We start from the raw sequence: 22,668 nt of genomic DNA, 5'->3' as shown, positions 1-22,668 counted from the left end.
TGCTCCTGACTTGGTTATAGATCGCCCTGTATTTTGCCCTGAAAGCCGAACACCCGTCGCTCACCGGCATAAGCCACCAGTTCCACGGTACGGCTCTGTCCTGGCTCAAAACGAACCGCTGTGCCAGCGGCGATATTGAGTCGAAAACCCCGTGTGGTTTCGCGATCAAATACCAAGGCGTTATTGGCTTCGTAAAAGTGATAGTGCGAGCCAATTTGAACCGGTCGATCACCGGTGTTCGCCACGCTGACCTGTCGCGTCTCACGCCCTGCGTTCAGTTCAATATCGCCTTCAGCAACTTTCATTTCTCCAGGAATCATATCGGGCTCCCTTAAACAATCGGGTCGTGAATAGTTACCAATTTGGTGCCATCTGGAAATGTCGCTTCGATCTGCACTTCCGGCAGCATATCGGGAATGCCATCCATAACGTCATCACTGGTTAGCAGGGTACGACCGAAGTCCATCAGTTCAGCGACAGTACGCCCATCCCGTGCACCTTCCATAATGGCGGCACTGATATAGGCAACAGACTCGGGGTAGTTGAGCTTTACGCCACGCTCCTTGCGGCGTTCGGCAACCAGTGCAGCGGTAAACAGTAAAAGTTTATCTTTTTCGCGGGGTGACAGTTCCATACTCAGTGTCTCTTGTTAGTGCCTGTCTTGGAGGCTGAAGCGCATTTAACAATCAGTGTCAGTTTGACAGGATTGCATGCCTTTGTTTAAAGACATTTTGCAAGGAGTGTGCCATTCATCAAATATCGAAAACTGTGCAGTGACGTTCGTTTGGAGTGCAGTCGAAGCACCAAATTGGTGCTTCGGAAATGGGAGGGCATTAAGTTGGTGCGATTATACTGGCGGCAAGCCAAGCTCTTTCAAATATTTGTTGTGTGTCTCGGCAGCCTTGGCAATACGCTCTTCTAAGTCAGTCAGTTGTGAATAAACAGCTGTCAGATCTATGTCTGGTTCGGTTTTGGCCGTGCTGACATAGCGGGTGATATTAAGGTTGTAGTCATTCCTCTCTATCTCCGCCATGCTAACTCGACGAGCATAGCGCTCTGCTTCTTTACGGTATTGGTAGGTATCTATGATTTTGTCGATATCTTCCTTCCGTAAATAATTCTGCCGTTTGCCTTTCTCAAAATTATCTTCGCTACTGGCATTAATAAAAAGCACATCATCCGGCTTTTTGCATTTTTTTAGTACCAGAATGCAGACTGGGATTCCGGTGGAGAAAAACAAATTGGCAGGCAAGCCAATTACTGTGTCGATGTGCCCATCCTTAAGCAATTTGGTACGAATTCGCGCTTCTGAGCCACCCCGGAACAATACGCCGTGGGGTAGGATGATCGCCATGGTGCCTTCGTCGCTCAGGAAGTGGAAGCCGTGCAGCAAAAAGGCGAAGTCTGCTGCAGACTTAGGTGCAAGACCGTGGCTTTTGAAGCGGAAGTCTTCAGCCATTACCTCGTTGGGTTCCCAACGGTAGCTGAAGGGTGGATTCGCCACGACAGCATCGCATTGGAGTTTCTTGGCCGGGTTCATCTCATTAAGAATGTCCCAATCGTTTTCCAGTGTGTCACCATGATGGATTTCAAACTCAGTATCCTTCATGCCGTGTAGCAGCATGTTCATGCGGGCAAGGTTATAGGTGGTGATGTTCTTTTCCTGGCCATAGATCATGCCGATGCCATGCGGTCCCATCTGTTTACGTACATTCAACAGCAGGGAACCAGAGCCACAAGCGAAGTCCAGCACACGGTTTAGCTTTTTCTTTTTACCCGTGGAGGGGTCTTGGCTATCCAGGGTGACAATGCGAGACAGAATGGTAGAGACGGTTTGCGGTGTATAAAATTCTCCGGCCTTCTTGCCTGAGCCCGCAGCAAACTGGCCAATCAGGTACTCATAAGCATCGCCTAGCATATCGCTGTCTGTTGAAAACTTAGCTATGCCTTCCGCGATCTTGCTAATGATAGTGCAGAGTTTTTTATTGCGATCAGTTGCACTTCTGCCCAGCTTTTCAGAATGTAAATTGATTTCCGAGAACAACCCCTGAAATGTACTGGCAAAAGACTCGTTTTCAATGTACTTGAAACCGCGTACCAGGGTTTGCAGCAATTCAGCATTTTGGGTGCGAGCCTGCTCGGCAATACTGCTCCATAAGTAATCCGGGTGGATGACATAGTGCATCTTACGGCGCATCTGTTTTTCAAATTCAACAACATCCTCAGCATTCTCTTGATACCAAACTACCAAGGGTGCACGACGGTCTTCTTTTTCCAGCTTAGGGTAATCAGACCCTAGTTCTTTTTTGGCAGCCGTTTCGTAATTATCAGACAGGTAGCGCAAAAACAGAAACGACAACATGTAGTCGCGAAAATCGTCGGCGTTCATTGCACCGCGCAGGTCGTCGGCAATACCCCAGAGGGTTTTGCCTAATTGGCTGAGCTGTTCTTTGGTCATGTATTCGCATTCTCTTGATCAGATACCGGAAAAAGTTCCGGGTTAAAGCGGTAGTTGTTCATAAAGCCCCGCAGAATTTTACGGAAGTATTCCTTGTTTTCAGACAACATCTGCTGCGGCTCATAAAGGGAATAATTGCCATGGCTTAACACATTCACCAGTCGTGTGTGAAGTATGCCATCAGAGTCATCGTTATCCTGCTTGATGCAATCTGAAAAATGTTTGAAGCCATGAAAAGTGGCTGTTTTCTCTAAAATACTTCGGAGTATGTTGAAATGGTAAGTGTAAATCTCGCCAGACTCAGCAACCTTGTGCAGCTGTTTTAGCAAAGCAATATGATGGTAGCGCGGTGTTTCACCGGTATTAGTCAAAAGGTAACTACTTGCTTCTTTGCTCAGGAAGTATTTTTCGGCTTTGCCTAACTCATTACACATCACATTAAAGAACAGGTGGTGATGGGAGGAAATGACAGTTCGAATCTTCTCATTGCTTCCCTTTAGCAACTGGGCCAAATGACTGGCAACCGCAATGGCATTGTTGTCGTCTAACGATGAAATGGGATCGTCGATATAGAGATACTTCACCCAATCATAGGCTTCTTGCTCGTCCACAGCCAATTGAGCGACAGCGAGAAAAAAGCACCAGATAAAGATATTTTCCTCGCCGCGTGAAACTTTAATGTGCTCAACCATTTCAGTACCTTCTACAGAGGGCACTTCACGAACAAAGTTCACCACATTCATTTCGTAATCGATGAAGAAATCAAAATCCGCATAGCGGCGTAACAGTGGGCGGATTCGGTTTTCCATTTCCAGCTCTTGAAGGCCACTAAAAAAACGTGAATCGGTATTCATGCGAAGCAATCGGTGTGAATTGCCATCCAGATCGTTATCCCAATTGAACAGGTCTTCAGTAAATGCGTTGAAGTATAAGGTATCGCGGGCTGCTGACTCCTCCTCGCCTTGCTTGCACTGATCCTTAAAAGCCATGGACAAGCGTGTTTTGCCTGTCCCGTTGTAAGCGAACAATAGAACATATTTCTTCTGCTCAAGCTTTTCACGTAGATGTTCAGCAACACTTGCCAAGCTGACAAATTCAAAGGTTTGGCTACTCATTTATCTCCCGGTCTGCGTTTGAGTTTGTCTTCCAGCGCTTTTAACGCAGTTTCATCTGTTTGATCAGCGACGATCGCTTCTTGTGCTTTTCGGCGTTGATCAAAGTCAGAGTAGAGTTCGCTGGTGGTTAGCTCCATCTGTGTATGGCTGATTGTTCCAGCATCTGTCAGTAACGGAAAGCCATTTTGACTAATAATGTCGCCAACACGTGCCTGCCAGAAAGCCATGCGAGTTTCGATACGACTCTTGGCACGCAGCTCGGCGGTTTCCAGGAAGATCACCACTAACCGGTTAAGGGTATCTATTTCATCTTCGTTCAAGTAATTCTTGGCAATCAGAATATCTTGTTTGCGCACTTTCGATCCCTTCCAGCTCAACAGGCCAAAATGTGAGTCATCAGGATTGGCGCGCTCAGTAATTAATTCGGCTGCGGTCTTCTGGGTAACAGCATAGAGCAACAAGTTCTGTACAGTAGCAAAAAACTGCTGGGTACTTTTATCTGTTTTATCGTAATCACTACTAAGGGCAAATAGTTCACGCACTTTTTGGTAAAAACGTTTTTCCGAGGCACGAATATCCCGGATGCGTGACAGCATTTCATCGAAGTAATCCGGACGGCCATCAGGATTCTTGAGTCGATCATCATCCATCACAAAGCCTTTGCGCAGGAACTCGCTAAGTACTGTGCTGGCCCAGCGGCGGAACTGCACTCCACGCGGTGAACGTACCCGATAACCTACGGCCAGAATGGCATCGAGGTTATAATGCGCAACGCGGTAGCTCTTGCCGTCAGCGGCAGTTGTCAACCAGTGGTTGACAACTGAATCCTGGATTAACTCTTCCTCGGAAAAGATGGCTTTAAGGTGCTTGGCAATGTTCTGCTTAGAGGTCAGAAATAATTCCGCCATTTCCAACTGAGTAAGCCAGACAGTGCCATTATCAGCCCGTAATTGTATTTGGCTTTGGCCGTCTTCGGTGGTGTAGAGGATCAGCTCATTCATAGGTTCACAGCTTCTGAACTGGGTAACGGTTGTAGCATCAGTTCTGTTATTGGGATCTTGTATTCGTTGATGTTGGAAAGACAATCCACCCTATCCCACAGGGTATTGCCTAATTTCTCTTGATCTCGACTGATCATGGTTTTACTCAATTCCTAATTTGTTAAATATAAAAATCAAGGTGTAACGCCAATAACGGTGCACATGGATGTGTAATGCTGGGGGTCTTTGTCTTTTAGAGCTTTAAGGACCTTCTTGACGGTGTTCTGTGCATTGGAAATGAAGTCTGGCTGTTGCAGTGCACGATTTAAGCCTTGCAGGTGTGATGCATCATCTGAGAATTTTTGTATTTCAGTCCGATTAATATCAGAGTCAAACAACAGATCCAATTTTCTGGACCACTGTGATATACACGGTTTTTTGAAACCGAGGTAGGCTTCAAGAAATTTGCGCAGCAAGTTGGGAGCAGTGTATGCCTCATGAAGCGAGGGAGCCTGAGATGATGAAAATTTATGTAGCTGTTCAAAAATAAACTGATATTCAGATTTGTATTTCCGCAGTAGATCAGGAGTATCTTCCAGCGTTGAGTTCCATTTGTGATTGGCGCTATCAAGGAATCGTCGTGTGTAATATGTGCAGGCATTATCTCGATTGGAAAACTGTTGCCTTGCTTCGAACCAGTGGTCTTTAAGTAGAGTGTAAAGCTCGTTGTTATGAGTGGCTACGAAAATTTGCAGGCACGGGTCCAGCCGCTTGGTGATCAACGCGTAAATGGCGTAGATATGATTTGAATCTAGGCTTGAGATAGGGTCGTCGATGAAGACGATGGTCTGACTCAATGATGAGCCATTGTTTTCAAGAGTAGTGAGAAAGTAAGCGAAGGTTATCGCAGTTTTTTCGCCTTCGCTAAGATTATTGGCTAGCGAGCTACCACGTCGGAACTCAAAGGAACCACCCTGTACTTCTGCAACTGAAATGTTATTGTCGGGTAAAAGAAACTGAACCGTTTCATCAATTTTTTGTGCAGCGATGGACTGCTGCTGAATCTGCACTTCGATTGCAGCCTTTTTACCGGCGATACGCATCAATAAATTTTGGGCCTTAGTTACCTTGTCATTGACCTTTTGGATCTCTACCTCTCTGTCTGAAATATTATTGTTTTGATAAAAACTCGCCGCTTGATGCTTTTCGATAGCATCTTTGGCGGCAACTTTTTCTTTTTCAATTTGCATGCACTTTTGATTGTGAGTTTTGACAAGCGAGTTAATGTCCAAAATGATTTGAGTAATCTCAGAGGCTCGACCAGTATCCACAGCACAACTAATTTGTGATTCAAGGGATAGCTGCTTGTGTTTAGCAAGTGTTGTGAATTCGGCGATGACAGTATTGGCCCAAGTAATCCAATCTGTAATTCTTGATTTGAGCAAAGCAAACGGCGCTTTGAGGTCAGGCATGAAATCACGTTCGTCAGGGAGTGTGATAATGAACTCTGTATTTTCAATCCTTGCCAATTGGGATGCCACTTCTGATGTCAAATCTTCATATGCTTTGGAAAAGTGTCTTTGCAAGGTCGACAGTCGCTCATCAGTGATAGCTGAACCACAAAACTCGCATTCTGCAGAATCCGTGTGGTGCGTCAGACCCGCACGAATCCAGGACTCCAGTTCACGATTCTCTTTTAGTTTAGCTATAGCCTCATTAGTGGCCGTCTTTTCCAGCACAACAGAGAGCTCCTGACGCAAAGCCTCTAGGTTGATTGCCAAGCTTGCTACCTGATTGATGCTTTTCCAATCTTGTGTACTGCGCAGCAGTGATACCTTGGCTTGGAGGCAATCCTCTGTCAGGATAAAAGTGTGGGGTGTTGCTTTGATCCGGTTTATTTCGACATTCAGTTTGGTGCGGTTATATGTTTTGTCGCCGGTCAGTGTGGCAACAGCACGGGCATGCGTTGTTCCAAGCGAATCAAGCTCCCTTATGAGCTGCTGGTAAGTATCGTTTCGCTTTTTTTTGATAGTGGTTGTTTTTGCCTCACTTTCGTTCAGGCGAGTAATGCGATTGCGCAAGTGGATGGTGTTTCCGCCCACGATGAATACAGCCGGCGCTTTGTGCTCTTGCTGGAAATTACTTTGGATGAAATCGCGGTTGAAGACTTTAACGCGCGGGGTGTTGGCAAGATTGCTTTGCGTCAATCTTCTACCGTCTTGAAGCTCAACATCGAATTGGCACCCCTGCCATTGAGATAGCTCGCCTGGATCTTCCAGAACTTGAAATAGCCTTGAAAGTGTTGTCTTTCCCGAATAGTTCCAACCGTAAATGAGGTTTCGTTTGGTAAAGTTGGTGTTGGCTCCCCATTGAAATTGTCGATAATTGGCAAAGTTGTTCAGTCGGTTGATTTTAGTGATCACGCTTCAACCTCATCCATAGAGGGAAAGAGCTGCTGCATCAGCCCTTTTTTGTGGGTTTTGAGAGCATCGATTTTTTCCGTCTGTGCGGTAATCAGAGCATCTAGAGATGATAGGCAATCGGCGATTTTTTGTTGTTCTTTTATTCCAGGTACCGCAACTTTTATTTTTTCGATATTTGCTTTAGACAGACTTGGAACACCGCCCGCTTCGTTGTGTTTTTTCCAATCAATATTTTGGAATATAGAATATACAAATCGCGGAAGGCATTTTTTAAATGCATACGTATAGAATAGTGTATCAACAGTCCAGAATTTACCTACAAGAAATACTGGCTTGTCGATTGTTCCTTTACGACCGATACATACGCTTTCACCTTCATAAAGATAGTCATTGACCGAGCGCATATAACCACCAGTTCCATAGACTGGAATATCACCATCAGGAAGGTGTTTATGATCTCGCCCGTTGCCTATAGATAACATATTTCCAAGAAGCTTCTCCTCCCACTCCTCCGTATCCCGAAACTCGGGAAAACGTAGGCGTGGGATGGTTTCGCCTTCGCGAGGGAAGAGTTGTTGCATCAGCCCCTTTTTATGGGTTTTGAGGACGTCGATTTTGTCTGACTGCGCAGCGAGCAGCTCATCGAGGGATGATAGGCAGTCGGCGATTTTTTGTTGCTCTTCCTTCTTGGACGGAACAAGAATTGATGAAGAAGAAAACAAAGACTTATTGATAATAGGTACTGCTTGCTTTCCAGCGAGCGCTGCTATCTTGGTAGAGTAAAAATATAACGCGTAGTAAATAAAGTTTTTAACATAGCCATTAAATGGAACAATTGAGTTAATTTGTTGATTTGTAGCGCAATAATTGGCGTTTTGCGCTACTTTTCCGATGGTCGATCCAATACAAACAAAAAGTATGCTGAGTGCAGGAATTTTGCGTGCATTGGCCAACCCATGACTCGAAAGTGTTTTTGATGTTTTAGAAACAAAACGGTGCTCCGATATATCTGCCGGAGAGGCAAACATAATATCTCCACCATAATATTCCCTGTTAGTCGTACTGGGTGTATTTCCAGTAACAACTTCACCAATATCCCCAATTGGCTTCTCCACCCACTCCCCCGAGTCCTGAAACTCAGGAAAGCGCAGTCGAGGCACTAATGCTTGCTTTTCACTCATTACTCTTCCAGTCCATCAGGGTTTTTAATCGCTTTTTTCTCTGTGGCGGCCAAACGTCGTTCTACCTTTTTAACATCTTCAGCGGATGGCAGGCTTTCTGGGCGAATGCCACGACTCAGCAGGGTCTGGCGCACTGCGTCATTGTTAGTGACGTGCTCATGTGAAATCTGCGGTTCGCTTTGCATCGCCTGTTCACGGGCATTGTGAATGGTGATCTCGGTGGCAAAATCTTTGGCTTTGAGAAGGATGGTGGGGGCAAAGTCTGCCAATGGCCGCTTATCTGGCACTTGCCACTGTACTTTCATCGCCTGGGTGCTTTTGCCAAATAGCGCTGTATCGCCTTTACTGCGGATCAGAGCAAAATTCTGATTGTCGCCAGTTTGATCAAAAATAATTCCTGAAAGTTCTTTCTCGGTAGCGGACAGTTTTTTGCGTGCTGAAACCCGTTCTGCTTCCAGTAAACGCTGTTCAATTAGCTCCGCCTTGCGAGTCTGCATGGCAAAGTAAGTTTGGGCGAAAGCAATCTCCTGCTTAACTGGATCACCGTTTTGGGCTATCAGATAGCAGGCTAGCCGAGTTAGCATGATATCGCTGATTTCTCGCTGGCTACCAGAGCCAAGTTCGACCATTTTCCTGACATCGGCAAAATGGTCGGCAATTTTGTGCTCCGATACTTCACAAGCCGTCTTTGCTTTAGAAATTACGTTGAGAAAGTTATCCCACTTCGTATAGCCCAGCAGGTGCTGCACATCACGCGCGAGCCAGTACTCCACGCCATTTTCCGTCTCTTGTGCGTGGCTTTCGAAGCTCTCTGTCAGGGTATGAACCAGTTCATTTTTCATATTGCGCTCCTTGCATATTATTCATAAGCAACCAATCCGGAAATCTCGCGCCCTTGTGCCTGCTTTTTCAAAAAGGGTACCAGTTCTTCCATTAATGCCAGCTCGGCTTTGCTGCGTGCTTTCCAACCCAGGTCCAGGGGGGCAAACAGATCACTAAGTTGTTCGCCATCGAAGATCATACGATCAAGAATGGCATCGACAAAGGCTTTCAAACGGGTGGCTTGCAAGCCATGCCTGCTAGCCATATCGCCCAATTCACCGTCGGCCTTTTGTGCTTTAAAGGATTGATAGCCGTTGCGGATTTCTTGCTCTTTTAAGCCTTCACCCGCTTTCAAACTATTGATGTATGCAATAATCTCGTCGCGTTCCTCTATGAGATTACTGTTGGAAGCAAGCATGTTGACCAACTGCTCACGACTCATGGTTTGCTTGCCAGGTTTGTTTTGGCTGTAGCGAGTGATCAGTCCCATGATGTAGTCGTAGTCGATCAGCGCCGAGGAGAAGAGCACAAATTCAAAATCAAGCTGTTCGATGGCTTCTTGGGCGTCACTGGCTTCTTCGCCAGTTTTACCTTGTTGGGCTTTGAGGCGTTGGGCCGTTTCCAGATAGGAACTTCTCAACGAAAGCAGCTCATCCTCAGGCAACAGGGTATTGATTTTATCCCTTTGTGCTTCGTCAAGATCAGTGTATTGATCTAGCTGTGTTTTAAGACGCTGTACTTCCTTAAAACGATTGATAAATTCGATGCGTGCTGTATCACCCTTTAGGTTGTAGACGCCTTGAGGTTCAGAAATCAAGCCACTTTGGGTCATAAACTCTGCCATGGCAGCCACCGCTTTTTCGTAATTCTCTATGACCTTGGGAGCCGGATCGACCAGCCAGATTTCGCGCGAACGGTTGGTGTCCTCACCAGAGAAGAGGGCGATGGCAGCATCTACGGCTTCTTCCTGCCCACGAAAATCAAGAATGTTGCCGTAGGGCTTGGTGTCGTTAAGTACGCGGTTAGTGCGTGAAAATGCTTGAATAAGGCCGTGGTGTTTGAGATTTTTATCCACGTACAGGGTGTTGAGATATTTGGAGTCAAAACCTGTGAGCAACATGTCCACTACAATGGTGATATCGATCTTGTTTTTATGCGGATAATCGCTGTTGGGGTATTGCTGATCTTTGATACGTTGTTGCACATCCTGATAGTAAAGATCGAACTCATTAATGTTGTGGTTACTACCATAGTGCGCGTTGTAATCGGCAATAATAGTTTTGAGCGCGGCTTTCTTTTTTTCCGGCTCTTGCTGATTGTCGGCCTTTTCTTGCGGCAGGTCTTCTTGCAACTGCTTAACGTCTTTGTTGCCTTCAGCGGGTGGTGAAAACACACAGGCGATATTTAGCGGAGTAAAGTCTGGGTTTTCGGTTTGTCGCTCAGCTTGCACCTGTTTGAACAGTTCATAGTAGGCAATCGCATGGTTGATAGAAGCTGTCGCTAAAATGGCGTTAAAGCGCCGTTGATTTGTAGCAGCATTGTGCTTGTTCAGTATTGCCTCGACCACGCCTTGCTGAGTGATGGTCTCATCGATTTTTAGCTTGGCTTGCTTGTGAGTAGCCTTGTCGTCAACCTTGTTATTATCTTCATTTTTCTGTGCAGCTTCAGGTTTAAAGTAATCGATATGAAAGCGCAGCACGTTGTGGTCATCAATGGCATGAGTGATGGTGTAGGCGTGCAGTTGTTTTTCAAAGATGTCTTTAGTGGTTCGGTAAGAACCGACCGTGCCATCGAATTGTTTGTACGTGGCGTTGTCGTCAAAAATGGGCGTGCCGGTAAAGCCAAAGAGTTGTGCTTTCGGGAAAAACGCTTTGATGGCCTTATGGTTTTCACCAAACTGCGAGCGGTGGCACTCATCAAAAATAAAGACGATACGTTTATTACGTAGCGGTTCAAGTCGCTCTTTGTAGGTGAGCTTGCCGTTTTCTTTGTGCTGCTGGTTGCGCTTGCTGTTTTCATCCAGCGCCAGGCCCAGCTTCTGGATGGTGGTGACGATCACCTTGTCGGCGTAGTCCTCGGAGAGCAGGCGGCGCACCAACGTCTCGGTATTCGTGTTTTCCTCCACACAGCCTTGCTGGAACTTGTTGAATTCCTCTCGGGTTTGGCGGTCGAGATCTTTGCGGTCTACCACGAACAGACACTTTTCAATGTCTGGGTTGTCTTTGAGTAGGGTTGAGGCCTTGAAAGACGTCAGTGTCTTGCCACTGCCGGTGGTATGCCAGATATAGCCGTTTCCTCGGTTCTGGTGGATGCAATCGACAATCGCCCTGACCGCATAGATTTGATAAGGGCGCATGACCATCAGCTTTTGTTCGCTGGCAACTAGCACCATATAGCGACTGATCATCTGGCCCAGGGTACATTTGGCCAAGAACTTGTCTGCAAAAACATCCAGATGGGTGATTTTGTTGTTGTCTTCACTGGCGAGTTGGTAAATGGGCAAAAATCGCTCATCAGCATTAAAGGCAAAGTGCTGGCTATGGTTGTTGGCAAAATAGTAGGTGTTACTGCGGTTGCTGACAATAAACAACTGCATAAAGCACAGCAGGGTATTGGCGTAGCCATTGCCGGGATCGTTTTTGTACTGAACAATCTGTTCCATGGCGCGGCGTGAGTTGATACCGAGGGTTTTCAGTTCGATTTGCACCACCGGCAGGCCGTTGATCAGCAGAATTACATCATAGCGGTGATGACTGTTGTCGGTGTTGATGCGTAGTTGGTTAATGACTTCGAAGTCATTTTTACACCAGTCCTTGAGGTTGACCAGCATGTAATCTAACGGTGTGCCATCTTCGCGCTGGAAGTGACCGTATTCGCGCAAGGATTTGGCGGCCTGGAAAACATCAGCGTTTATGATCTCATCGCGCAGTCGGGCAAACTCAGCATCGGTCAAACGGACATAATTCAACGCCTCGAATTTTTCGCGGAAATTTTGTTCCAGCGTTACCTTGTCACGGATGTCGGGGCGGTAGGTGTACTTAAGCTCTTCGAGTTTGCTGATTAATTTTTGCTCGATCTCGCTTTCTTTTAAGGCCATTAGAAGAACTCTTTTTCTGCATTCCTGCTCGATTGTGTTTTTCCAACAGTGAGTTTACCATCTTGTTCATGATTCTACAGTTTTAATGATCCATGACCATACTGTTTATCTTTACGCTGGCACAAGGATGTGGGCGGGGTAATGGTAGCGTTTTGGAGTGACCGTCTGCCGCCAAGGCCGAAAAATGCGCCTGCATTTTCGGCATTCCCGCCGCCCATGGCGGCAGTCGAGTGTGTCATGGACGACGAATAGCGTGTCACACCAAAGCGATACCACTACCCAGCATGGCACCAACGGTTGCCGTTAGTTCGGTTACTTTGGCGGTGTCGTAGGCTATTTACCCCTGTTACGAAACTTATTTAAAACTGGCTTTTCAAGAACTGTTATCCCTAATATTAATAACAATATTGTAAATGCATAGTTTTGAAAGTATGAGAAAAAAATCCACGCAAGCCCCGCACAAATCAATCCAGATATTAGAAGAAGCATATTGTTTTTCATTACCTGATTACCCATAAGTGTTAGCCATCTGCGGCGTTCTCGATGCCATCCAACAGGATGCGTAGATTAAATAGTTACTAACCCTGCTCTGCTTGTGTTTTTTGCTTTTCCCGCAAATACCGATGGGCCTCTTCAAGGATTAGCTGATTATTTTTGCCGTATTGCAACATGATTCGTTGTAGATGGTCGTCATAGCAATCTACCTCTTCTAGCACGAAGGCACCACGGAAACGATCTTTGAGTCTTAGGCTGCCGCAGTAGTAATAGCCTTTTTGTGTTATTTGATATTTGGTGAGAAAATGACCCCCAATTGTTATTGGGGCCATTAAAAAAAAAGCGGCTATAAAGCAAGCTACTAATATTTTTTCAGTTTTAACATAGAGAGCCATTTTATTACATTCAAAAACTTTCCATAGTGTAGAGTTAAGTAGTATTGAGGCTAATATAAAAATACCAAATGCACCAATTAAAAAACCATAAGTGGTTGTGTGTGTGATTAATAAAGGTTCAAGAGAGTTTGCTGCTTCATAATACCTATTGGTGTCATTGAGATAGATGTTAAAGCCCCACGAAGCCGTTAGAAAAAAAATTAGGGATGAGCATAGTCCTATTAAGAGAAAGTTAATAATTGACTTACCATTGATTAATCGAGGCTCTTTTGTCATTAATAGAACCTGTGAATTGGGTTAATATATGGACGAATAGCACGATTAATATTATCCTGTATAATGATATCTATTCTTTCAATTGCGGCGTCAGCAGAGCAAATTAAAATATCTTTGGCTCGTTCGCCTGTTTCTGTTATTACACCTACTGGATTTGAGATAGCACCATAAACCTGAACATAGGTTTGTGCTATATCTTGAGCCATTTGAGAAGACGCTTCTTGAATGCTTTCATTTGAAACCCTTCCAGCGCCATAACCTGCAACGAACCCAATGAATAAACCAGCACCTTTTGCTAAAATTACCCTGGAGGTGTTTATTTTAACAACATACATTGTGGCCACCCAAGCCAGCACCGCCAAGGCCGCCTTCATCAAATCAATTGAAATATTCGAAATAAAGTGCGTCCAGATATAGGTCTCATCAAAGATCCACTTGAACCCATTGCCGCTGCTAGAAATAATTAGCGTGATGTAAGCATTGTTTTTTGCAGCGCCTTTAAGCATTTCTGCTGGCGAGGCAATACCCAGTTGAATCATCAGGGGGTTGCTGACTAAATAACGGGTCCCTTTTACTAGGGTTCGGAGTTTGTGATTGCCTTTAAAAATGACATGGTAGCGTCCATTGCCTTGTGTAATACGATAATCACCCAATAGATTACCTGAGCGTCTGAAGTCTTCAATCATGACTCTCAGTACACGGCTGTCCATAGCCGTGCTTATCAAAGTTCCCAGATTGTCCTGAACCAGCTTATAGCCAGATGATTCAAAGATCAGCTGTGGTAAGGATGGATTGTTGGACTCTAATTGGGCGAAGGCTTCTGAGATTTGATCATTACTAAGCCCTGTTTGACGCTTGGATTCAACCCATACTGAAAGCATATGAGGCAGGTTCAGCACAATCAAGGTACTGGCATTCAGGCGAAATTCTTCAATGAGTTGACGTTCTAGCCGTTGCTGAATCGAGCGATGAAGTTGGCGTGACTGGGTGCAGGTAGCCATTGTATTAGGCATGGGTGTCAAACTCCTTATGACGACTTTGAAGGCCCAAATTCTTCCTGCATGGACCTGATTACGTGATTGCCAAACGATCTTAGCGTAGAAAAAAACTATACGTCAATAGCTATCTGGCCCTTTCTCCGCACCCCGCATGGCACCCAAGGGTTGCAGGTAGGTGAGGAGAATGAGCACTAGTAGAACATTTATACCGTCAGATACTGCTTGATCAGCGTATCATCCAGGCCATCCATAGCACCTTCAGCCACCTTACGTCCACGATCCAGGATACAAAAGCGATCACCCACCTTACGTGCAAAAGGCAGCTTTTGTTCAACCAGTAACACTGTCAGGCCCATTTCCCGGTTAAGCTTGCGAATAATGTCGCCAATTTCCTGCACCACATTGGGCTGAATCCCTTCGGTGGGTTCATCCAGAATAAGCAACTTCGGATCAACCACCAACGCGCGTCCGATTGCCAGCTGTTGCTGCTGTCCGCCGGACAGGTCGCCACCGCGACGGTGCATCATATCGGCCAGTACCGGGAAGAGCTCGAAGATATAGTCGGGAATCTTACGCTGTCCGCGGGGCAGTACCGGCAGACCGATCTGCAGGTTTTCTTCCACTGTTAACAGTGGAAAAATCTGCCGTCCTTGCGGCACATAACCCACGCCGAGGCGAGGGCGCTGTTCCACCGAGGTTTTCACCAGATCCTTGTTAACCGGATTCAACTGAATACTGCCGGAGGCCACTTTCTGGTGCCCCATAATGCATTGCAGCAAGGTGGTTTTGCCTACACCATTACGGCCCATTAATACCGTGCATTGCCCCTCTGGTATCTGCATATCAATATCCCAGAGGGTGTGACTCTCGCCATAGAACTGATTGAGTCCCTGTATACTGATCATGCTTATTCTCCCAGATAGACTTCAATCACTTTGCGGTTATTCTGTACCTGATCCATGCTGCCTTCAGCCAGTACACTGCCCTGATGCAGAACGGTGACAGTTCTGTCCTTGCCAGCAAGCTGGCGGACAAAATCCATATCATGCTCGACTACCACCACAGAGTGACTGCCAGACAGGGAAATCAACAGCTCGGCGGTGCGATCCATCTCCTGGTGGGTCATCCCGGCAACCGGCTCATCAACCAGCAGTAATCGCGGCTTCTGCATCAGCAGCATACCGATCTCCAGCCACTGTTTCTGGCCATGTGACAGGCTGCCTGCGCGAATCAGTGCCTGTTCTTTTAGCCCGACCTGAATCAGTACCTCCTCAATACGATCACGCTGCTCACCGTTGAGTTTGGCCAGTAACAGGCTGATCACGCTGCGCTCATCCGGCATGGCCAGAATCAGGTTTTCCTCCACGCTGAGAAACTCAAACACTGTCGGCTTCTGGAACTTGCGCCCGATGCCTGCCTGAGCGATGGCAGGTTCATCCAGCTCCAGCAGGTTAATGGTCTGGCCGAACCAGGCGGAACCGCTGTCAGGTTGTGTTTTACCGGTGATGATGTCCATCATGGTGGTTTTGCCAGCGCCATTGGGGCCGATAATGCAGCGCAGTTCGCCGTCACGGATATACAGGTTCAGCTCATTGATGGCTTTAAAACCATCAAAGCTGACTGACAAACCTTCCAGATAGAGCAGAATATCCTTATCTACATTCAACGCAGGTGAGGCTTGAGACTGCATAAAAGAAAACACGTGGTTTTTGTCTTTTACTTCGCTCAGCAAGCTTGTCTGGCTCATGCGCTACCCTCCCGACGACGCAGCAGACCTGCCAGGCCTTTGGGCAGGAATACCGTAACCAGAATAAAGATCGCCCCCAGTGCAAACAGCCAGACATCCGGCAGTTCGGTGGTAAACCAGGTTTTGGCATAGTTGATGAAAATTGCTCCTGCCACGGCACCATAGAGTGTTGCGCGCCCGCCTACGGCAACCCAGACTACGATCTCAATGGAGTTGAGTGGTGAGAATTCATTGGGGTTGATGATACCCACCTGAGGCACATAGAGAGCACCGGCAACACCGGCGATCATGGCCGACAGGGTAAACACCCAGAGTTTGACGTTTTCAACCCGATAGCCGAGAAAACGGGAGCGCGACTCGGCATCACGAACCGCTACGCATACCTTACCCAGCCGACTTTGTGTGATATAACGACACAGCAGGTAACCCAGTGCCAGGGCCACCGCGGAGGCGATAAACAGTCCGACACGTGTCTGCCGCGATTGCAGGTTAAAACCGAGGATATCCTTGAAGTCGGTTAAACCATTGTTGCCACCAAAACCCATCTCATTGCGAAAGAAGGCCAACATCAGCGCAAAGGTCAGTGCCTGGGTAATAATGGATAGATAGACACCAGACACCCGCGAACGAAATGCCAGAGCGCCAAAGATATACGCCAGTAAGCCAGGTACCAGCAGAATCAGGATGGCGGCAAACCAGAATTGATCCAGTCCGGTCCAGTACCAGGGCAGGCTGTCCCAATTGAGAAAGACCATGAAGTCAGGCAGTTCAGGATGACCATAGACGCCGCGATCACCGATCTGACGCATCAGGTACATGCCCATGACATAGCCACCCAGGGCAAAGAAGGCACCGTGCCCGAGGGTTAAAATACCCAGATACCCCCACACCAGATCGACCGACAATGCCAGCAGTGCCAAAGTCAGATATTTCCCCATGACCGCCACCATATAGGTAGGCAGGTGCAGCGGGTGGTCCGTGGGCAGGCCGTTGAGAAGGGGTACCAGAATGATTGCCAGAACCAGCAGTGCCAGCAGCACTTGTCCGCCACGGTCTTGTTTAATCAGATTCCATAACATGGCTTAATCCTCAGCGGCACGGCCACGCTGTGGGAAGAGTCCACGGGGCCTTTTCTGAATAAAGAGAATGATGAACACCAGTACCAGAATTTTTGCCAGTACCGCACCGGTGACAGGCTCAACCAGTTTGGTCGCCACGCCGAGTGTCATGCCGGCTACCAGGGTGCCCCAGATATTACCCACACCGCCAAACACCACCACCATAAACGAATCGATGATGTAGGCCTGCCCCAGGTTGGGCCCGACATTAGTGATCTGCGACAGTGCGACACCGGCAATGCCTGCAACGCCGGAGCCGAGGCCAAAAGTCATCATATCCACTCGTTCAGAGCGCACCCCCATGGCTCGGGCCATGGCGCGGTTTTGAGAAACGGCACGCACCTGCAAACCCAGTGCGGTGCGCTTGAGGATCAGCAGCAGTGCAAAAAAGACCATGAAACAAAACAGGATGATATAGAGTCGGTTCAGGGTGATGGCAAACACCGGGTTAAATTCCAGCATGCCGCTCATCCAGGAGGGTGTTTCTACGCTGCGGTTTAGTGGCGAGAAAATCGAGCGCACCGCTTGCTGCAGCACCAGACTGATACCAAAAGTGGCCAGCAGTGTCTCTAACGGACGACCATAGAGAAAGCGGATTACCCCGCGTTCAATCGCAATACCGACCAGACCTGAGACCACAAAGGCAGCTGGAATGGCCACCAGAATCGACAGGCCGATATGCTCAGGCATAAGTTGTTGTATGACAAAGGTGGTGTAAGCGCCGATCATGATCAGCTCACCGTGGGCCATATTGATCACGCCCATCACACCAAAGGTGATGGCCAGGCCTATAGCCGCCAATACCAGCACCGACCCCAGGCTGAGACCAAAATAGAGCGTTTCCAGTCCCTTGTAGAATTTTATCTTCTGATCAATTTTTACCAGTGCGGCATCAGCCTGAGCTTTTAGACCGTCATCATCAGTTGCATCGCTGAACTGCATCAGCGCATTACGGGCGCGAGGTTCAAGTGATCTACTGAGGGTGTCAATCGCATCACTTAGGCTGGCTGCATCGTCCTGGCTCAGGGTGTCGATTGCCAAGGCAACAGCCATCAATTCGCGTACTTTCGGGTGTGTCTCGTCGGGATAGGCATCGCGAACCAGGGATAAGGTCTCTTCATCGAAATCCCGCATTAGCTGTTTGACCGCGGCTAAGCGTTTTGCGGACTGGTCTGATGATAGAGCGGTCAATGCCATCACCTGGCGGATTTGTGAGCGTTGGGCATTGTTGACGACTACCCGGCGAAAGTCACGGCGGCTCTCGATAATTCGGCTGTCATCACCCAGCAGGCGTTCGGCCGGTTGACCTTCTTCGTGCTGCTTAAGCTGATAGAGTCGGTCATCATCGCGGTTGCGGTACAGGTTGCCTTCCAGCAACAGTGACAGCAGTGTCAGTTGTTCCGGGTGTTCAGATGCCGCGAGCAGTTCAATGGCTCTGGCGGTATCGTTTCTGTCTGAAGAAACCAGCATGGCTTCAAATTCGAGTAATAACGGCTCCTCATCGAAAGCTGCTGCCGTTTGCACAGCACTGAAGAGTAACAGGGTTATCAGCCCCATGATGCGTAACTTACGCACTATCCGGCTTTTCATGTTGGTGTTCCTGACGCTTGGCTGGGAGGGGCCGGTCTGGACTCAGTCCGGGACCGGCATTTGCAGCGAACAGCTGTTACTCGAAGTTCTGACCTGAACAGGTCTTGGTGACTACGTTGTAGTTACCGCACTCCAGCGGCTTGCGCCAGTCAGAGATGATATCTTTGGAGCCTTCCAGATAGTCAGACCAGGCGTCACCGGCAACTGTCCCCGGTGTCTGCCAGACCACATAAAACTGCCCGTCATCCTGGATTTCGCCAATCAATACTGGTTTGGTAATGTGGTGGTTAGGCATCATCGCGGCATAACCGCCGGTCAGGTTAGGGACAGTGACACCGATAATGGCTTCCTGAACCGCTGACGGGTCAGTTGTGCCGGCTTTGTTAACGGCTTCAACCCACATGTTAAAGCCGATGTAATGGGCTTCCATCGGGTCGTTGGAAACACGGTCGGTATCGCCGGTAAAGTCATGCCATTTTTCGATAAAATCATCGTTAACGTCTGTATCAACGCTCATAAAGTAGTTCCAGGCAGCCAGATGGCCGACCAATGGCGTGGTATCAATACCGGAGAGTTCTTCTTCACCTACCGAAAAGGCAATAACCGGGATGTCTTCAGCTGAAATGCCCTGTGAGCCCAGCTCGCTATAAAAAGGTACGTTGGCATCACCATTGATGGTGGAGACAACCGCGGTTTTCTTGCCAGCTGAGCCGAAGGTGCGGATATCCGACACAATGGTCTGCCAATCAGAGTGACCGAAAGGCGTGTAGTTGATCATGATATCGGCTTCAGCGACGCCTTTTTGTTTCAGGTAGGCTTCCAGAATACGGTTGGTAGTCCGTGGATAGACGTAGTCGGTGCCTGCCAGCACCCAGCGTTCAATGCCGAGGTCATTCATCAGGTAATCCACCGCCGGGATGGCCTGCTGGTTAGGTGCGGCACCGGTATAGAATACATTCTTGGATGATTCTTCACCTTCATACTGAACCGGGTAGAACATCAGGCCATTGAGCTCTTCAACAACCGGTAAAACGGATTTACGTGAAACCGAGGTCCATGAACCAAAAATAGCGGCTACCTGATCACGCTCCAGCAGCTCCCGTGCACGCTCCGCAAATAACGGCCAGTCAGATGCCGGGTCAACCACAACCGCTTCCAGCTGTTTGCCCAACAGCCCGCCCTTGGCGTTCTGCTCTTCGATCAGCATCAGCATGGTGTCTTTCAGTGTGGTTTCACTGATCGCCATGGTACCGGACAGTGAATGCAACACACCCACTTTAATGGTCTCTGCTGCCTGAGCGGTAATGGCGGCTATAGACAGAGCCAGGGCACAGGAGGCGGTAGCGAGCTTGGTTTTGATCTGTTTCATTGGTCTGATCCTATTTGGTTTATACGTCAAACCAGTCAGGAGCAGAATCTATGCCAACTTATAAAAACAGCTGTTTTATCATAGAGTAATTTATGTCGTACAGACTTTCACCGGAGTCGTTTTTAGCTATTTTGTATTGTATATGCGTGATAAGGGTGCGTAGAAAAATAGTTGAGGCAGCCTGTGTGCACCCTATTGGTGCTTTAAGGTAGGCGGGGTCGGAGTTGCTGTCCAATCTCGACATCGTGTTGTTCAAACCAGCCCTGATTGACTTCCAAGGCAAAGCTGGAGGGTTGATCAGCACAGTGGAGTTCATCCGAGAGTGGTTGCATGTCGCTTAATTGCAGCAGGGTGAAGTTTTCATCCAGATAGGCCAGTGTCAGCGGAATATAAGTGTTGCGCATCCAGAAGCATTGGCGCGGTTGTGGATCGAGAATAAACAGCATGCCCGCATCGGCTGACAGCTCCTGACGATGCATCAACCCCCGAGAGCGCTGTTCTGGACTGAGCGCGACTTCAACTACAAGTTGCTGTTCCTGAATATCAAACAGCAGATATTCAACGCCTGTATCAGCCAGAAGCTGGATGGGAAGGCAGAGTAGGCAGGTCATTATCCAATGCTGAAACAGGGTGCGCATGGTTAATTTTTCCGTTTTTCAGCCACTTTGCGTGCGTGTTTTTCAGCTCGGTGCTGTTCAGCCGCTTTGACGGCATCTGTGCCCAGGTGTGCTTCGCCACGCTCACGTGCCAGTTTGATCTGCTGCTGTCTGGCCGCATAGCGCTGACGCTGCTCTGGTGTTTGAGTGTCGTAACAATGATGGCAGCTAACCCCTTCTTCATACTGAGGGTGCTGCTTGTCAGCGTCAGACAAGGGCATACGACACCCGGCGCAGAGTGAATAATGGCCTGGCTGCAGGTCATGGTCAACGGTGACGCGATTGTCGAATACAAAGCACTCTCCTTGCCAGAGTGACTCGGTTTCAGGCACTTCTTCAAGGTATTTTAGAATACCGCCATGCAGGTGGTAGACGTCTTCAAAACCTTGCTCTTTCAAATAGGCGGTGCTCTTTTCACAACGTATGCCGCCGGTACAAAACATGGCGACTTTCTTGTGCTTCTGGCTGTCCAATTGGCTTTTGACGTAAGCTGGAAATTCGCGAAAGCTGTCGGTTTTCGGGTTGATAGCACCTGTAAAGGTGCCCAGACCGATTTCATAATCATTACGGGTATCGACCAGCAGTACATCGGGATCACTGATCAAGGCATTCCAGTCGGCCGGTTCAATATAGGTTCCGACAACCTGTTTCGGATCTATGCCTTCAACACCCAGCGTTACGATCTCTTTTTTCAGCTTCACCTTGGTACGGTAGAAGGGCTGTTCGTCAGCAAGCGATTCTTTGTAATCTATGCCTTGAAAGCGCGTATCGGCGGCAAACCAGTCTTTCAGCGTGTCTATCGCCTGTCGGCTCCCCGCCAGGGTGCCGTTAACACCTTCTTGCGCCAGTAGCAGGGTGCCTCGAATCTGTGCGTTTTCCAGCAGCGCCTGCAACTTCGGTCGCAGCTGCTTATAGTCGTTCAGGGACACAAATTTATACAGGGCACAGACAACAATCGTGGACATGGAGCTACCGTTGGGTTAACGACCTTGGTTCGACGAGGTGGTCAATTAAAAGGTCAAATAGTTGATTAAATCGATCCGGTATTATATCACGCTTTGGGCTTTTTGCGCGGCCTGCCACAGGCTGTCCAGTTGCGTCAGCCAGCGGCCCATGACCTGCCAGGGATCATGGCATGCCAAGTCGGGTAGCTGGGTTTCTAATAGCTGGCGTTCAGCAGGACTCAATTCCAGCATACGCTGCAGTGCCACGGCATCTATCCAGGGATTACCGCGCATGGCGTATTCCCAGTCGATCAACTGAATGCCTTGATCGGTGATTAACAGGTTTCCTGGGTGCAGATCCTGATGAATCAGGCAAAAGTCCTCAGGTTGCCAGTGGCAACAACCATCCAGTAGCTGTTCGGCCAAATAGTCATAGGTGGGTCCCGCTAGTGCCGCATAGTCGTGAATCAACTGGATATAGTCATTCGGTGCCGCATTAAAGGGATGTTGCCAAAGTGCCAAGACGGCTTGTAGCAGTTGCTGGCGCTGTTGCGGATTCAGCGTGTTTGGCATCGGCACGGCGTTAGCGTCTGCCACAAACAACACGCCTTCAGGCAGGCAAAGCTCTAGTTGGGGTGCCCAGGGTTTTGACTGCAGGGTCTGCAGTACCTGTAACTCCAGTTGTCGGTTGGCTCCCGGTGGAGTTACACCAAACTCACGCCAGATATACACCTGCTCTGCAGTATGCAGTCGCCAGTGGCGGTTACGACTGCCTTGACCCAGAAACTGCATCGATTGAATAGGGGCTAAATGGTCCTGAACTGCCAGGGGTAGTTCAGTTGAAAGGTGGTGACTTAAGTGGGTCATGGTATACTCAGGTTATCTCATCGGGGTGCCAATAGGCTGAGAGTTTACCCGCTGAACCTGATCCAGTTAATACTGGCGTAGGAATTGAGATATCAGCGTGTTGCTGATCCTTTTCTGAGCCGGTGTCGAGTCTCCGG

The 22,668-nt window shown here is 48.1% G+C and carries 19 protein-coding genes and 1 riboswitch; all 19 genes read right to left on the bottom strand.

Features of this window, described 5'->3' with window-relative positions:
• Positions 1–14 precede the first annotated feature (14 nt).
• Positions 15–320 carry an urease subunit beta gene (locus F5I99_RS16770; protein ID WP_151058004.1) on the bottom strand — a complete coding sequence of 102 codons (306 nt, stop codon included), beginning with the start codon at positions 318–320 and terminating at the stop codon, positions 15–17.
• 11 nt (positions 321–331) lie between these two features.
• Entirely contained in the window at positions 332–634 is a 303-nt protein-coding gene (ureA, locus tag F5I99_RS16765) for an urease subunit gamma (protein WP_151058002.1), read from the bottom strand.
• Positions 635–847: 213 nt separating this feature from the next.
• Complete coding sequence (locus tag F5I99_RS16760; protein WP_151058000.1) at positions 848–2,458, bottom strand: type I restriction-modification system subunit M; 1,611 nt, start codon at positions 2,456–2,458, stop codon at positions 848–850.
• Complete coding sequence (locus F5I99_RS16755) at positions 2,455–3,573, bottom strand: AAA family ATPase (protein ID WP_151057998.1); 1,119 nt, start codon at positions 3,571–3,573, stop codon at positions 2,455–2,457. The genes F5I99_RS16760 and F5I99_RS16755 overlap by 4 nt, the downstream gene beginning before the upstream one ends.
• Positions 3,570–4,574 carry a virulence RhuM family protein gene (locus F5I99_RS16750; protein WP_151057996.1) on the bottom strand — a complete coding sequence of 335 codons (1,005 nt, stop codon included), beginning with the start codon at positions 4,572–4,574 and terminating at the stop codon, positions 3,570–3,572. The genes F5I99_RS16755 and F5I99_RS16750 overlap by 4 nt, the downstream gene beginning before the upstream one ends.
• A 173-nt stretch (positions 4,575–4,747) precedes the next feature.
• The gene (locus tag F5I99_RS16745; protein ID WP_151057994.1) at positions 4,748–6,976 is read right to left on the bottom strand and encodes an AAA family ATPase; all 2,229 of its coding nucleotides are present in this window, start codon (positions 6,974–6,976) and stop codon (positions 4,748–4,750) included.
• Positions 6,973–8,157, bottom strand: coding sequence for a restriction endonuclease subunit S (locus F5I99_RS16740; protein WP_151057991.1), 1,185 nt, complete (start codon positions 8,155–8,157; stop codon positions 6,973–6,975). The genes F5I99_RS16745 and F5I99_RS16740 overlap by 4 nt, the downstream gene beginning before the upstream one ends.
• Positions 8,157–8,999, bottom strand: a complete 843-nt coding sequence (gene dinD / locus F5I99_RS16735) for a DNA damage-inducible protein D (RefSeq protein WP_151057990.1) — start codon at positions 8,997–8,999, stop codon at positions 8,157–8,159. The genes F5I99_RS16740 and dinD overlap by 1 nt, the downstream gene beginning before the upstream one ends.
• Positions 9,000–9,016: 17 nt before the next feature.
• Positions 9,017–12,076: a type I restriction endonuclease subunit R gene (locus F5I99_RS16730; protein WP_151057987.1), complete on the bottom strand. Its 3,060-nt coding sequence runs from the start codon at positions 12,074–12,076 to the stop codon at positions 9,017–9,019.
• Between the two features lie 578 nt (positions 12,077–12,654).
• Positions 12,655–13,242, bottom strand: a complete 588-nt coding sequence (locus tag F5I99_RS16725; protein ID WP_151057985.1) for an MFS transporter — start codon at positions 13,240–13,242, stop codon at positions 12,655–12,657.
• Positions 13,242–14,255, bottom strand: coding sequence for a hypothetical protein (locus F5I99_RS16720; RefSeq protein ID WP_151057983.1), 1,014 nt, complete (start codon positions 14,253–14,255; stop codon positions 13,242–13,244). The genes F5I99_RS16725 and F5I99_RS16720 overlap by 1 nt, the downstream gene beginning before the upstream one ends.
• 188 nt (positions 14,256–14,443) lie before the next feature.
• Complete coding sequence (urtE, locus tag F5I99_RS16715; RefSeq protein WP_151057981.1) at positions 14,444–15,145, bottom strand: urea ABC transporter ATP-binding subunit UrtE; 702 nt, start codon at positions 15,143–15,145, stop codon at positions 14,444–14,446.
• A gap of 2 nt (positions 15,146–15,147) precedes the next feature.
• The gene (gene urtD / locus F5I99_RS16710) at positions 15,148–15,987 is read right to left on the bottom strand and encodes an urea ABC transporter ATP-binding protein UrtD (RefSeq protein ID WP_151057979.1); all 840 of its coding nucleotides are present in this window, start codon (positions 15,985–15,987) and stop codon (positions 15,148–15,150) included.
• Complete coding sequence (urtC, locus tag F5I99_RS16705) at positions 15,984–17,066, bottom strand: urea ABC transporter permease subunit UrtC (protein ID WP_151057977.1); 1,083 nt, start codon at positions 17,064–17,066, stop codon at positions 15,984–15,986. Before urtC ends, urtD begins: the two co-directional genes overlap by 4 nt.
• A 3-nt stretch (positions 17,067–17,069) precedes the next feature.
• On the bottom strand, positions 17,070–18,695 hold the full coding sequence (urtB, locus tag F5I99_RS16700) for an urea ABC transporter permease subunit UrtB (protein WP_151057975.1): 1,626 nt from the start codon (positions 18,693–18,695) through the stop codon (positions 17,070–17,072).
• 76 nt (positions 18,696–18,771) lie between these two features.
• Positions 18,772–20,064 carry an urea ABC transporter substrate-binding protein gene (urtA, locus tag F5I99_RS16695; protein WP_151057973.1) on the bottom strand — a complete coding sequence of 431 codons (1,293 nt, stop codon included), beginning with the start codon at positions 20,062–20,064 and terminating at the stop codon, positions 18,772–18,774.
• A gap of 203 nt (positions 20,065–20,267) precedes the next feature.
• On the bottom strand, positions 20,268–20,702 hold the full coding sequence (locus tag F5I99_RS16690) for a DUF192 domain-containing protein (RefSeq protein WP_151057971.1): 435 nt from the start codon (positions 20,700–20,702) through the stop codon (positions 20,268–20,270).
• 2 nt (positions 20,703–20,704) lie between these two features.
• Complete coding sequence (trhO, locus tag F5I99_RS16685; RefSeq protein ID WP_151057969.1) at positions 20,705–21,685, bottom strand: oxygen-dependent tRNA uridine(34) hydroxylase TrhO; 981 nt, start codon at positions 21,683–21,685, stop codon at positions 20,705–20,707.
• 81 nt (positions 21,686–21,766) lie between these two features.
• Entirely contained in the window at positions 21,767–22,531 is a 765-nt protein-coding gene (locus tag F5I99_RS16680) for a phosphotransferase (RefSeq protein WP_151057967.1), read from the bottom strand.
• An 11-nt stretch (positions 22,532–22,542) separates the two neighbouring features.
• Positions 22,543–22,632, top strand: a riboswitch (TPP riboswitch).
• Positions 22,633–22,668: the final 36 nt, after the last annotated feature.

The sequence above is a fragment of the Nitrincola iocasae genome, assembly GCF_008727795.1.
Taxonomy (GTDB): Bacteria; Pseudomonadota; Gammaproteobacteria; order Pseudomonadales; family Balneatricaceae; genus Nitrincola; species Nitrincola iocasae.
The sequence above is the reverse complement of the archived record's forward strand: the minus strand, read 5'-3'. Positions and strand labels throughout refer to the sequence as shown.

Coding starts and splice junctions, on each gene's coding strand:
- F5I99_RS16770 (WP_151058004.1), bottom strand. CDS start 320: ATGATTCCTGGAGAAATGAAAGTTGCTGAAGGCGATATTGAACTGAAC.
- ureA (WP_151058002.1), bottom strand. CDS start 634: ATGGAACTGTCACCCCGCGAAAAAGATAAACTTTTACTGTTTACCGCT.
- F5I99_RS16760 (WP_151058000.1), bottom strand. CDS start 2,458: ATGACCAAAGAACAGCTCAGCCAATTAGGCAAAACCCTCTGGGGTATT.
- F5I99_RS16755 (WP_151057998.1), bottom strand. CDS start 3,573: ATGAGTAGCCAAACCTTTGAATTTGTCAGCTTGGCAAGTGTTGCTGAA.
- F5I99_RS16750 (WP_151057996.1), bottom strand. CDS start 4,574: ATGAATGAGCTGATCCTCTACACCACCGAAGACGGCCAAAGCCAAATA.
- F5I99_RS16740 (WP_151057991.1), bottom strand. CDS start 8,157: ATGAGTGAAAAGCAAGCATTAGTGCCTCGACTGCGCTTTCCTGAGTTT.
- dinD (WP_151057990.1), bottom strand. CDS start 8,999: ATGAAAAATGAACTGGTTCATACCCTGACAGAGAGCTTCGAAAGCCAC.
- F5I99_RS16730 (WP_151057987.1), bottom strand. CDS start 12,076: ATGGCCTTAAAAGAAAGCGAGATCGAGCAAAAATTAATCAGCAAACTC.
- F5I99_RS16725 (WP_151057985.1), bottom strand. CDS start 13,242: ATGACAAAAGAGCCTCGATTAATCAATGGTAAGTCAATTATTAACTTT.
- F5I99_RS16720 (WP_151057983.1), bottom strand. CDS start 14,255: ATGCCTAATACAATGGCTACCTGCACCCAGTCACGCCAACTTCATCGC.
- urtE (WP_151057981.1), bottom strand. CDS start 15,145: ATGATCAGTATACAGGGACTCAATCAGTTCTATGGCGAGAGTCACACC.
- urtD (WP_151057979.1), bottom strand. CDS start 15,987: ATGAGCCAGACAAGCTTGCTGAGCGAAGTAAAAGACAAAAACCACGTG.
- urtC (WP_151057977.1), bottom strand. CDS start 17,066: ATGTTATGGAATCTGATTAAACAAGACCGTGGCGGACAAGTGCTGCTG.
- urtB (WP_151057975.1), bottom strand. CDS start 18,695: ATGAAAAGCCGGATAGTGCGTAAGTTACGCATCATGGGGCTGATAACC.
- urtA (WP_151057973.1), bottom strand. CDS start 20,064: ATGAAACAGATCAAAACCAAGCTCGCTACCGCCTCCTGTGCCCTGGCT.
- F5I99_RS16690 (WP_151057971.1), bottom strand. CDS start 20,702: ATGCGCACCCTGTTTCAGCATTGGATAATGACCTGCCTACTCTGCCTT.
- trhO (WP_151057969.1), bottom strand. CDS start 21,685: ATGTCCACGATTGTTGTCTGTGCCCTGTATAAATTTGTGTCCCTGAAC.
- F5I99_RS16680 (WP_151057967.1), bottom strand. CDS start 22,531: ATGACCCACTTAAGTCACCACCTTTCAACTGAACTACCCCTGGCAGTT.